9 protein-coding genes are annotated in these 12,949 nt (G+C 41.2%); 6 read left to right on the forward strand and 3 right to left on the reverse strand.

The genetic code is table 11. The annotated features are described in order from the left end of the window. Nucleotides 1-128: 128 nt before the first annotated feature. On the forward strand, nt 129-2,273 hold the full coding sequence (locus V7K84_RS28590; protein WP_442941024.1) for an NHLP family bacteriocin export ABC transporter peptidase/permease/ATPase subunit: 2,145 nt from the start codon (nt 129-131) through the stop codon (nt 2,271-2,273). Here V7K84_RS28590 and V7K84_RS28595 read toward each other — a convergent pair. After that, the gene (locus V7K84_RS28595; RefSeq protein WP_334843181.1) at nt 2,253-3,260 is read right to left on the reverse strand and encodes a cupin-like domain-containing protein; all 1,008 of its coding nucleotides are present in this window, start codon (nt 3,258-3,260) and stop codon (nt 2,253-2,255) included. The two genes, V7K84_RS28590 and V7K84_RS28595, sit on opposite strands and share 21 nt — an antisense overlap. Nucleotides 3,261-3,364: 104 nt before the next feature. On the opposite strand from V7K84_RS28595, the gene V7K84_RS28600 reads away from it, so the two are divergent. From V7K84_RS28600 to V7K84_RS28620, 5 genes are all read left to right on the forward strand, one after another. After that, nucleotides 3,365-4,207: a thiopeptide-type bacteriocin biosynthesis protein gene (locus tag V7K84_RS28600; protein WP_334843182.1), complete on the forward strand. Its 843-nt coding sequence runs from the start codon at nt 3,365-3,367 to the stop codon at nt 4,205-4,207. 336 nt (nt 4,208-4,543) lie between these two features. After that, a complete protein-coding gene (locus V7K84_RS28605) occupies nt 4,544-4,906 on the forward strand; it encodes a hypothetical protein (protein WP_334843183.1) in 363 nt (120 codons plus the stop codon). 218 nt (nt 4,907-5,124) lie between these two features. Continuing rightward, nucleotides 5,125-6,309 carry a YcaO-like family protein gene (locus V7K84_RS28610; protein ID WP_334843184.1) on the forward strand — a complete coding sequence of 395 codons (1,185 nt, stop codon included), beginning with the start codon at nt 5,125-5,127 and terminating at the stop codon, nt 6,307-6,309. Between the two features lie 8 nt (nt 6,310-6,317). Beyond that, nucleotides 6,318-8,096, forward strand: a complete 1,779-nt coding sequence (locus V7K84_RS28615; protein WP_334843186.1) for a TfuA-like protein — start codon at nt 6,318-6,320, stop codon at nt 8,094-8,096. 173 nt (nt 8,097-8,269) lie between these two features. Further along, nucleotides 8,270-9,487, forward strand: coding sequence for a cupin domain-containing protein (locus V7K84_RS28620; protein ID WP_334843187.1), 1,218 nt, complete (start codon nt 8,270-8,272; stop codon nt 9,485-9,487). Between the two features lie 316 nt (nt 9,488-9,803). Here the strand turns inward: V7K84_RS28620 and V7K84_RS28625 are convergent, their stop codons facing one another. Together V7K84_RS28625 and V7K84_RS28630 are read right to left on the reverse strand one after the other, a co-directional pair. Continuing rightward, nucleotides 9,804-11,831 carry an ABC transporter ATP-binding protein/permease gene (locus V7K84_RS28625; protein WP_334843189.1) on the reverse strand — a complete coding sequence of 676 codons (2,028 nt, stop codon included), beginning with the start codon at nt 11,829-11,831 and terminating at the stop codon, nt 9,804-9,806. A 180-nt stretch (nt 11,832-12,011) separates the two neighbouring features. After that, nucleotides 12,012-12,875, reverse strand: coding sequence for a phytanoyl-CoA dioxygenase family protein (locus V7K84_RS28630; RefSeq protein ID WP_334843191.1), 864 nt, complete (start codon nt 12,873-12,875; stop codon nt 12,012-12,014). Nucleotides 12,876-12,949 lie beyond the last annotated feature (74 nt).

Below are 12,949 nucleotides of genomic sequence, written 5' to 3' on the forward strand. Positions count from 1 at the left end.
AATTGATTCAGCAGTTAATATCTTTAATTAAAAACCTTAATCCCTTCCGCCCAAAAGTCCCATTATTAGATTTAGAAACGGCAAAAACTCACATCTTTTCTCGCGTCAAAACTCCCACTCTATTGCAAATGGAAGCGGTGGAGTGTGGAGCAGCAGCTTTCGGGATTATTTTGGCCTATCATCGTAAAATTGTGCCTTTAGCAGAACTACGGCAAAATTGCGGTGTTTCCCGTGATGGTAGCAAAGCCTCTAACATGATTAAAGCTGCGAGAAGCTACGGAATGCAAGCCAAGGGTTTTAAAAAGCAATTGGCGCAATTACAACAACTTCGTCCGCCATACATTGTCTTTTGGAACTTTAATCATTTTCTAGTAGTAGAGGGATTTAAAAAAGATTGGGTTTATTTGAATGACCCGGCTACTGGGCCGAGACGAGTCTCCTTTAAAGAATTTGATGAAGCGTATACAGGGGTTGTTCTAGTAATGGAACCAGGCCCAGAATTCCAGCGCGGGGGTCGCAAACCGAGCTTAATAGGCGCACTTTTTGACCGCTTGCGTGGTTCTTGGGGAGCCATCCTATATTGTTTCTTAGCAGGATTTTTTCTAGTCATTCCAGGGTTAGTTTTACCAGTCTTTAATCAAATTTTTGTTGATAACATTTTGGTAGAAAATCGCACAGACTGGTTGCGTCCGTTAATTTTGGGAATGACAATCACAGTCATTATTCAGGTGTTATTGACATTACTACAAAGACGTTTTCTGAGAAAACTAAATATCAAATTATCGGTAGAAATGTCCGGGCAATTCATCCACCATATTCTTCGCTTACCAGTGTCGTTTTATGCCCAAAGATTTGCCGGAGAAATTAGCAGCCGAATCAACATCAATACTAAAGTTGCGGAAGTGCTATCAGGACAGTTAGCCAGGACTATAATTGATACCGTTATGGTAGTATTTTATGCCTTAGTCATGTTTGCTTATGATGGAGTGCTGACTGCGATCGGTATCTGTTTTGCTGCAATTAATATCTTAACTTTGCAGTGGATTTCTCGACAGCGCACAGATATTTATATGCGAATCATCCAAGACCGAGGCAAAGTTGCAGGGACAGAAATTGCTGCCCTTCAGAGTATGGAAACCCTCAAAGCATCAGCATTAGAATCTGATTTCTTCTCCCGTTGGTCAGGTTACTATACAAAATTTATTAACGGTCAGCAAGAGTTAGGTGTTACTAATCAAGTACTAGGCGTTTTACCTGTTTTCTTAACTAGTTTAAGCTCCCTATCAGTTTTAGTTATTGGTGGTCTACGAGTCATGGATGGGCATCTCAGCATTGGGATGTTGATTGCTTTCCAAAGTTTAATGACTAGCTTCTTGACTCCAGTCAACTCTCTAGTCAATTTCGGCAGTACTTTACAGGAACTAGAAGGAGACTTAAATCGCCTGGATGATGTGTTGCAAAACTCAACCGATTCGGAATTGGATAGTCATAATTTACATACCTCAACAGCCGAATCCTTACAGTATGCTTCAGCCTGCGAACTTAAGGGATATGTAGAATTAAAAAATGTCACATTTGGCTACTCACGGACAGATGGGCCTCTAATTCAAGACCTGAGTTTTCAACTAAAACCAGGGCAGAGAGTAGCCCTAGTTGGTAGTAGTGGTTCTGGTAAATCAACAGTTGCCAAATTGGTAGCGGGGCTGTATCAACCTTGGTCGGGAGAAATTCTTTTTGATGGTATCCCTAGAGAGCAAATTACTAGGGCGATACTTTCTAATTCCTTGGGAATGGTAGAACAGGAAATTTTTCTGTTTGCTGGCACTGTCCGAGATAATTTGACCTTGTGGGATGATACAGTGTCTAATTCTCAATTAGTCCGAGCTTGTAAAGATGCTGTTATACATGAAGTGATTTTAGCTTTACCTGGAGGGTATGAAGGTAACTTACTTGAGGGTGCTGCTAATTTCAGTGGCGGACAGCGCCAGCGTTTAGAAATTGCCCGTGCATTAGTCAACGATCCCACAATTCTGATTATGGATGAAGCAACCAGTGCCTTAGATGCCGATACGGAAAAAATTATTGACCGAAATCTGCGTTATCGAGGCTGTTCTTGCATTATTGTGGCTCACCGTCTTAGTACCATCCGCGACTGTGATGAAATTATTGTTTTAGAAAAGGGTAAAGTAGTGCAACGCGGTACTCATAAAGAAATGTCGCAGCTTGATGGTTCCTATGCACGGTTGATTAAATCAGAACAGGCAAGTGTTTAGCATCGCTTCACGTCTTCTCAACTCTCGAATATTTTTAATCGGCTCAAGACCAAGATATTGCCCCCTAATTCTTAGGGAAAGGTAGTTCAAAGTGTCCCTGCGATCGCTTTCACTCCCTGACCATGAATCGCTTACAGCCTCTAGTTTATTTAACCATTCTAGATGATGCGATCGCGCTGCTATCTCATCTTGCAGCAACAGCGACAGGGATTGAACATCAACCGAGGGCGCTGGAAAAAGTTTAGCCAATCGCTGATTATAAGCGTTGCGTCCCAAACGATAAGCAATTGACATGGCTGGTTCCAAATACTCAATGTAGTGCCAGATCATCATGGGCATGAAAATAGTTTCACCAGGATAAAGTACTGCATCATAAGCGTTGGTATATTGGAGAAAATCCGTTTTCTCGGCTTCTGAGAAATTTTCCAGAAAGATACCACTGGTACGGCAGAGATTAGGCTGATCGATCGCATCTAGCTTTTGAGTTTCACGCGGATGAATCAATACAAATCGCTTTGTGCCAAAAACTTGAAACAACAAAACATTACGTTGATCGGCATCATAGTGCAAATGAGCATAATTATTGCTGGCAGCGACAAACATGTTGGAGTATAAGTCGCTTTCATCATTTAAATGTTGGTATGAATTCAGCGGCAATAACTGAAGTAGCTTTTGGGGTGTAGGATACTCAACACAGATATCAAGAGTTGTGGGTTGTGCTTGTAGGAAATCAAGATATTCACCTAAATTCATCATTCGGGGAACATCAACTGATGCCGAATTTAGCAGATCGGCGATGTAATTTGGACAGATTTGAACTGGAATGTCAGTTAGCCCTGTTTTTACCTTTTCAAGGCTATCCATCGGACGCAGTGATGAATTCTCAAAGAGATTGGTGATAATAACTGGACGCTGGGGCAGAATATACTCTCGGTAAAAGACATCTGCTGGAGGTGCTTCGATACGGTCGATGTTGTCGAGAACCACGTTTTTTTACTGCTAACATGCCGTAATGCTGCTTTAAGCCAGTTTCTATTGTCAACCTTTCTTTTCTTGATTTAACATCATTCAACTGTGGTAAAAGACGTTTCATGACCGACGAATTAACCTCAACTACACAATCTAGTAGTCAGGACTGGGAAAACGCGGATTGGGTGCAACTTAATGTGGGACTTGTCAGGGATGAGGGTAATGCACTATCGAGTGCGCGTGCCCTTTTTGCCCGACTCGAACCGTTGGTTACTCACTGGCGGAGTAATGATTTGTTGCGCTGTTTCTTCTTTATGAGAAAACCGCCAGATGTGCGGGTGCGCTTTTTTACAACAGTGGATCGACAACAAGCGATCGCTGATATCTCCGATCTCATGTATGTTCTTGAGCATGAGAATTTGATTAATTTATTTTTCTTTAGTGAGTACGAGCCTGAAACTGACAGATTTGGGGGGCTGCAAGCTATGAAGTTGGTTCATCAGCACTTCGACGCAGACACTTCGTTGTGGCTCATGCTTGACTATCTGGATCGACATAACCTTGGTGTTATCTCCAAAGATTTACTTGTGCCAACTGTGTTGCACGATCTCTTTACCCGTACTCTGTCAGATCCGGTAGCTATTCTTGCAACCTGGCACAGTTTAGCGGCTTTAATTTCCCCACTTCCTGAAGCCACAATTCCAACAGTTGAACTGCTTTCTCTCGAAACTTTGTATGAGTCTCCAGAAGCAGAGATATTGCAAAAATATGCGACAGCTAATGACATCCTTGCAAAGGAATTAGTTAATCTCCAACATCTTGGTCAATTGACTCAGGATCTGGCTGACATACTAGCCGCAGTCGCAATGTTTAATTTTCACCGCCACGGGTTTGATTCGCATCGTTCAGGAAGGCTGATTGCAGCTATAATCCGAACCCTTGAGGAAAAGAATGCAAAAGGATGAAATTCCTACAATCTATTCATTAGACAAAAGATTTTTAGACGACGATTATGGAACATTTTAAGGTTCAAGCAGCACTAAATTGTCAATTTCAATATTAATTTTTGTATTTTACTATACAAAAACGATGTTTTATTAGTTACAAAAGTTGACTTAAACGATCTGGACATTAGCCTATACTTCAAGCAATTATTGTATTGAACAATACTAAACTTTAAGTGATTGTTCTGTTGCCTAGCGATTGGGGAACAATACTTTTGAAGTTAATCATTTAGCTTTCAGATTTAGTTACCTACTTCAAGGGAAAGGCTAAGTATCTTATCTTAAGGAGAGTTCAAAATGTCTCAGCAAAGCTTTGTCGAATACTATGAAACTTTTTTAGCCCAACCAGCCAATTCGCCGCTACGTGAATCGTTGGATGCTACTGAAGCAGGTGAGTTTGCAAGAATCGCTGTTGAACAAGGTCAGACAAACGGTTTTGATTTTAACGCTGATGATGTAAAAGCCGTGATGGTTTCTGCTGAAAGAAAGGTTCTAGGTTTGTCAACTGCTTCTCCATCTGTGAATATCCGGTCTATTAATAGCGTTAACGGTATTAAAGCAAGACCAGCTAACCGAGAATTGTCAGAAGATGAGTTAGAAAGTGTAGCTGGGGGAATGGCTTCATCCACAGTTAAAGAGACAGTTATGTGTTGCTGGTAGCCTTGATTTAAGGCTTGCGGTGTCAGTGAAGGGAAGGCGTTGCTAAATTGCAACGCTAACCTTTTACTTTCATGATTTTGATATCGCAATTTTCCAAGGCGCTAATCATAACGTCATGTGTCCTGTGCTTAATAAAACACATTGATAAACACTTAAGTGCGTTAAAAATTGAGTATTTATTAGTACTCTCAGCAATGGTGGGGGAAAGAAACAAGCGAATGTGGCAAACTCTGAATGCTCCTAAGCTGAATCTTAATGGCACGTTTCGGACAGAAGAACCTAATTCTACTTGGGAGAAGCTACAAGAATTTCTGGCTGCTTTTGGCATCACGCGTGTTGCAGACATTACTGGTCTTGACTGCATTGGTATTCCTGTTGCTCAAGCGATTCGTCCTAACGGAAAAGCCTTTTCTGGTTCTCAAGGCAAGGGAATTTCACTTCTGCTGGCGATGATCTCGGCGGTGATGGAATCTGTGGAGTCTTATCATGCGGAAAACCTTCCCCAACCAGAGATGATTGCCTCTTATGAGGAAGTCTGCCGACATCACCAGGCAATCGATCCTAGCGTTTTAGAGCCAGGTAAGCGATCGCAATCCTATCATCCTGCAATACCGCTAGATTGGATTTGTGGAACCGATCTATTTACAAATGAACCTGTTTACGTACCACAGGCGTATCTTGATTTAGACACCACAACTGAAAAACGTGATACTCATCTGTTCAGCACTTCTAGTAATGGACTAGCATCAGGAAACCATTTACTAGAAGCGATCGCTCATGGATTGTTTGAAGTCATTGAACGCGAGGCTGAGTGGCGTTGGTGGCGCTTTCCTCTGGAAAAACGGATTAACTGCTTGGTTGATAGTCAAACTATCCAGTCTCCGCTTTTGCAATCTTTACTCTATCAAGTTGAGCTTGCTGGGGCAACAGCCGTGATTACTGATTTAACTTCGACTATAGGAATACCTACCTATAAATGCTTGATTAGCGATCGCGAAAACTGGCATGGACGACCGACAGCAGCAGGGTGGGGATGCCACAGTTCCAAAGAAATTGCCCTAGCACGGGCGATTACTGAAGCGGCTCAATCACGAGTAACGGTGATTGCAGGTAGTCGGGACGACATTCATCCAGATAGTTATGCCCTTGGACGCATCAGGATACCAGGTAGCCCAGCCATGAAGTCTAGCAGCAAAAGACCGATCGCTACCCTGATTGATTTTGAAACTCAGCCTGAGCTAGCCTTTACCCCAACGTTTGCAGAAGAAATTCAACAAATTCTCAGTTGTCTGAGTACTCAGGGATTTAAGCAAGCTGTGTTTGTAAATCATACGCGACCGGAGTATGGTATTCCAGTGGTGCATGTGATTGTACCGGGTATGCATCTCCCTTCGTCTTTGTAAAATTCAATATGCACTCGAATTCTTTGGAACCTAGTCAAATTCTCATCTTTCTTGGCCCCACCCTATCGGTTAGCCAAGCCAGTCAAATTTTACCAGCCCGTTACCTCGATCCTGTGCGTTGTGGTGATATTCTTGCTTGTCTGCGGTTACAGCCGCGGGTAATTGCCATTATTGACGGTTTTTTTGACCGCAGCGCTTCAGTTTGGCATAAGGAAATTCTCTGGGCATTAGAAGCAGGAGTACGAGTATTTGGGGCAAGTAGTATGGGTGCGCTTCGAGCCGCTGAACTGGAAGCCTTTGGTATGGAGGGATTTGGAGCTATTTTTGCAGCCTACCGAGACAGACAGTACATCGGGGATGATGAAGTGGCAATTTTGCATAGCAACCCTCAATTCCAATACCAACCCTCAACTGATGCTTTAGTAAATATCCGGGCTACAGTTCAGCTGGCGGTAGACAAAAATATTATTGATGTAGCGATCGCTAGTTTAATTATCAGTTGTGCAAAACGGCAGTTCTTCAGTCAACGACATTTGAGCCAAGCAGTTTCTGATGCTGAGGTACAGGGAGGCGATCGCCAGATTTTAGCCCAGTTTTCGGAATTTGTGCAAAATGGCGGGTATGTGGATCAAAAACAGTTAGATGCCATTGAACTGCTGAAACATTTGGCCGCTATGGTTGGAGAAAGTGGTGGTACTGCTGCTAATCAGCAAGTAAAGTTTCAACTCAACAAGTCCATTTTCATAGAGGAACTTCAAGCTAGAGTTGCTATCCGTCCATTACGGACAGCATATTCCTGGTTGCCTCTAGCTGAAAAATTAAGCCAAGAAGCCCGATTTCTAGGCAGAGTTTACATTCAATTGCGTAATCTTGCTGGGCTAATTCGTTGGTGTGATGCTGTAGCCCAACAACAGAACCTGCAACCTGAAGAAGGCAGGAGGCAGGGGGCAGGAGGCAGGAGGCAGGAGGCAGGAGGCAGGAGGCAGGAGGCAGGAGGCAGGAGGCAGGAGGCAGAAGGCAGGAGGCAGGAGGTAGTGGGTTTGAGTTCTGATGTTAATGAACTAGAGTTAGACGTGGATGCATCAGCAATACCAGTCTTAGTTGAACGTTTGGGTCGGATTCAGGCATTGCTGAAACTTTATAGTGCAGACGATAGCTTTGCCAAAAAGGTTGAGCAATTACATCAATTTATCTTGATAATTGTTGGTAAGGATATCTCCTTAGTTCAGCAAGAGACAACTAACGCAGATGCAGATATGATTACTGCATTAGTGAGTTGTGAACATAGATTGTATCGTCAGGTTGCTATACTCTGGGCTTTAGCCGAACAGACAAACAGCCAATCGGAAGTGAGTTTGAGAATTAGTATTACTCAAAAAATTACGCAACATTTTTTCCAAGAAAGGGGGATTACTAACGAGGCTGAATTTCCGGGTTGGCTAGCAAGCAATTCCTTGACTCCAGGTGAATTTTCTCAGATGATGGAAGCGATCGCGCGGCTAGAGGGATTTGTCAATGTACCCCGATGGTGGGGGCGAGGCATGAGCAACTATTTCTCAGTCACTGACTGCTTTCTTCCCGATGCCTTAAGGCTGTCTGGATTTTATTCAATTTTAAGTAAAAGAGTTCAGTTATCTGAACAAACACAAAGCTGGGAAACCGATCTGAGAAACTGGCGTGAGGTAAATGCCTTTCCCCAGGTATGTAACATTACCCAAGTGGCTTTTTGGCTGGATTTTAGCGAACCAGAAGAATTTGTGAAAGAACTGAGTATAAGGCAGAATTGAATTCAAAATTCAAAATTAAAGAAATTTTGGCGCTGCTGAATCATGGGATGAATTTTGATGTATTGAAATTGAAATCTCAAACTCCTTATCCTCTCTGCGCCTCTGCGTAAGAGAAATCATCCCACAATTATGCAACGCCAAAATTTTCATCCGTTTTCGAGGGAACTCCAAAAATGTTTAGCACTAACTTTGATTTTGAGAAATTAATTCAACCTATTGATACCGTAACCTTCTTCAAAGAATACTGGGAGCGACAGTCCCTTGTTGTTTCACGAGGAGAACCAGATTACTATTCAGGTCTGTTTTCCATGAACGATGTTGACTCGCTCATTCGCTTTAGTGGCATTCGCTATTCTGACTTTAATGTATCGAAAGTGGCAGATGATTTGTCCAATCAAGCGAATAAATTAGGGGGGAAAGGCTCTATAGATCCCAATGCATCTCCTAGTATTTATCAATTTTATGATGCCTATAATCAAGGCAATACTCTGTGTATATTTCATCTGCAACAGCACTGGGAAGCGATCGCCACACTTTGCAGAAGTCTGGAACAATATCTTAATCATCCAGCGAATGTCAATCTTTACCTGACCCCTAAAACTGCTCAAGGATTTCCGCCCCACTTTGATACACACGATGTTTTTGTTCTTCAACTTTCGGGAACTAAACTCTGGCGTACCTATGATTCCTACTGGGATTTGCCAATGCCAGAAGATGCTCAACGATTACCACAAGAAGTATTGCGAGAGCAACTGAAGGCTCCTAATCATGAAGTTGAACTCAAGCCAGGCGATATGTTATATATCCCGCGTGGTTTTGTGCATGAAGCCAAGACGTTGGATACTTCCTCACTTCATATCACCGTCGGTATCCCTGTTTATCGCTGGGTTGACCTGATTCAGAAAGCTTTGACATCAATTGTGCAGCAAAATGTCGAATTTCGCAAAGCAGTTCCTGTTAGCTTTGTGCGTGACGATGATGCCAGGACGCAGACCAAAAATCAATTGAAAGATTTACTCAAAACCTTTGCTAGTAGCGTTGATATTGATGATGCAGTTGAACGACTAACTATTAAGTTCATTGGCTCACTGTCTCCACTAGCAGATAGCCATTTCAGTAAATTGGACGAGTTGCAACAGATTGACTTGGATACTCACGTTGTCAAACGCCAAGGAATGATTTGTACAACTGTCAAGAAAGGGGATGTGGTGATGATTCAATTTCCCCAAAACAGAGTTGAAGCGCCAGCATACGTTGAGCCAGCTTTCCGCTTCATTGCTGAGTCGGAAGCTGCATTTCAAATCAAATCGCTGCCCGATTTTGCCAGCGACAATAGCAAGATCGTGTTGGTACGCCGTTTGCTCAAAGAAGGATTGTTAACGATTGTTTGAAAAGCATTAGTTTTGAGGGGTAAGAGAACGAACCGCATTCGCGCAGCGTCTCGTTAGAGAAGGACGCAAAGAGCGCAAAGGAAGAAAGAAGAGAAATTGAAGAATTTATTTATATCAAGTTCGGGTGATTACTTATCATAAAATTTATCAATGTAGGTTGGGTGGAACTTTAGTGTTACCCAACACAAGCTTAGATCCCATGTTAGGTTTCGTTCCTCTACCCAACCTACAGATATTCTAAAATTGAATCTCTCAACTACAGGCTCATCGCTACCACTATACAAACAAAGATGATGCAATTATTGAAAATATAGTACTAAAGTCTTACCCATTTCAATATCTTTGGGTTTTTGTTATAGCGATAGGTTAAGCCCTCCTTACTAGTGATAGATTGCCCTTTGCTTGCCTTACTTCTAATGGTACCAATTGAATAGTTTACTAACATCTGCATTTCCTGATGAGAAAGTCCTTCTATTGGTTCTATTTCTACTGCTCTTTCGGGTTGGATTTGGGATTCTTCATTAGAAAAATCATCTATTTTGATTTCAGCTTTTTGGGTAGGAGTGATGACAATTTCTTTTGCTTTTTGAAGCCGATAATCCTGCACAGTTAAAAGTTGCCAGCTGGAATCTTGTGAAAGCTCTAAAACCCATTGATGATAATCAAACAGGCTTTCCCGATGCCCAACACTGATAAAAGTTGTTTGAGTTGATTGTAACTGTTGATATAAACTTCCTTCATTATTCAAATCTAAAGCACTGGTTGCTTCATCTAAGATAGTGAAGCTAGGATGAGTAACTAACAGCCGTGCGAATGCAAGGCGTTGTTGTTCTCCCAACGATAATATATTTTCCCAAGGAACTTCTGTATCAAAGCCATCGACTCGACTTAGCAAGTTTTGCAAGTTGACTTGTTGCAAAACTTCTTTGAGTTCTCGATCGGTCATTTGACGATTTGTATTAGGATAGAGTAATTGTTCGCGTAAAGTTCCCAAAATTATGTAAGGACGTTGGGGCAAAAACAATACTTCTTCTAGGGGAGGTCGCATCAAACGACCAGTCCCCGCATTCCACAAACCAGCGATCGCTCTCAACAAAGAACTTTTGCCTCGACCACTGGGACCAACAATCAATAAACCTTCTCCACGTTGAACAGACAATGACAAATTTTCGACGATCACCTGCTCATAGTTTGGTGTTTGTAAGGTGACATTCTCAAAAGCAAAATAGTTTTCTTCTATTGTTTTAACAGTACTCAGATTCTCAGGTTGTTTGGTCACTTCTTCCAATGCATCTGAAAACTCAGTTAAACGCTCAACGTAACTCGAAAAATTTCCAGAAGTGCCAAATTCACTTATTAATTCTCCCAGAGCAGTAGCAAAAAGGTAGCTAGCTAAAGTAGCTTGTCCAACTTGTCCAAAATTAATTTCATTACTAATATATAAAGGTGCAAGTACTAATAATATAAAGAATTCGATAGCAGACTGATATCCTCTGTTAAAAATTTCGTTATTTCTCTCCCAATTAATTTTACGCTTTGCACTTTTTAGGATGTTATTAAATCTTCGTTGAATTATACTTGATTCTTGATTTTCTCCGCGAAAAAAAGCTATCGATTCAGCATGATTCCGAACATGAGTTAGGCAATAATTGTAGTCAGCTTTAGATTCCAGTTCCTCTTGATTAATCTTATTTAATTCTTGATTCAAGTAAACAGCAATCAAATTGCCTATAATCGTATAAACAAACAGAGCAACAGCGATCTGTTGGGAAATTGCCCAGAGAATTGTTAAAAAAGTCGTCATTTGCAGTACTTTTTCTAGGAAAGTAGCTGAAAAACTCAGGGCATTACTAGTAATAGGTTCAATTTCTTGGGATAAACGTTGATCTGGGTTATCAATATCAGCTTTAAAATTAATTTTATAATAAGCACGTTGGGTTAAATATTTATCTAAAATCTGATTATTGAGCCATTGATACCAATCAAGAGCGATTTGTTTTCTAAGAAATTTAGAAAATCCTACTAAGAGCGTTACGCAGACAAGCCCAACAGCATAAAGCCATATTGTATTAATGAACTTAGAATAATCCTTTTCTTGAATAATGATATCGATCAAATGGCGATTAACGAAACTATTAAAAGCAGTTATACCTACAAGTGCAATTATTAATAATATCAGCAGAACAAGCATTCCCCATGCACGAATCACATCTGAGAATGCTCTTTCCCCTGGCTTTGTTGGATACCAGTAGGGCCCTGCGATCGCTCTGACATTTTTCCAGAATTGGATAAAATCTGAAAAAGGATTTGTTCCGGGTTGAGGTTGAACAACTTGGGTTGGCATATTTTAAAAATAAACTAAAATCTTTTATAATCAGATTTAATACTTTTTAGTGCTGAATAACAAGTAATAAGTACCGAGTGAGAAATTACATATAGCACTCGATACTCAGAACCATGTTTGCACTTAGATGTTTACTTGTGCTGGCTCGACTTCATCCATTTTTAGGTTTAGGCGATCGCATTATCTACAGGATGCAGGCTCGATAAGAGCTTTGTTGAGTAGAGGCTGTAGTGGTGTGTGGTTGCGGCTCACTAAGAATTCTGGTCTAGGTTGCCCCTTAAAGCTTGGTATATTGTTGATGCTGTTATAAGTGATAATTAGGAGCCTGCGATCGTAAGGAGAAATGTTGGGTGCCGATCCATGTACTAAATTACAGTGAAAGAAAAGGACAGATCCTAAAGGGCCTTTTGGTGCAACGATACCTTTTTCAGTAGCTAGTTTGGCGATTGTTTCTTTCCCAAGAGAGTACTTGAGAGCAGCACTGACATTAGATTCCCAGTCATTTTTTTGACCATTAACTCCAGATGACTCTATTTGTCCTAAGTGAATAAGGCTCTTTTTGTGAGAACCTGGAATGAAATACATAGGCCCGTTAAACTCATTACATTCATCTAAGAAAACAGCAACATTCAATGCTTTAGGCGATGGCATACCATCTTCTCGATCCCAAAACACAAAGTCTTGATGCCACGGCCATATATCTCCTCCGAAAGCTGCTTTAAAGTTTATTTTAAACTGGTAAACATATACATCGCTATTGAGAATTTCACAGGCAGATGTTAGTAGGCTAGGGTGTCGAGTCAAGGAATCGAAAATTTCCGTGGTGGCGTGGCATCCATGAAGAGCGCGCACTGTTTTGTTATCCTTTTCTAAAATCCGTCCTGGTATATCTCTTACTATCAAATCCTCAACAGCAGCGTGCATTGCCTTGACTTCTTTTGTCGAGAAAAGCTCTGGGATAAACAGTAGCCCATTTTCTTTGTAATATTCTATTTGGTCTTTGGTTAATTTCATGGTTTTATCTATCTGATTGGTATGGGACATAACTATTGTTTTGACGTTTCAAATTAACTCAGTAAATCGGCAGGAATATTGCAATGCTTTGTTCAATAGCGATC

The organism is Nostoc sp. (assembly GCF_036917315.1).
Lineage (GTDB): Bacteria > Cyanobacteriota > Cyanobacteriia > Cyanobacteriales > Nostocaceae > Nostoc.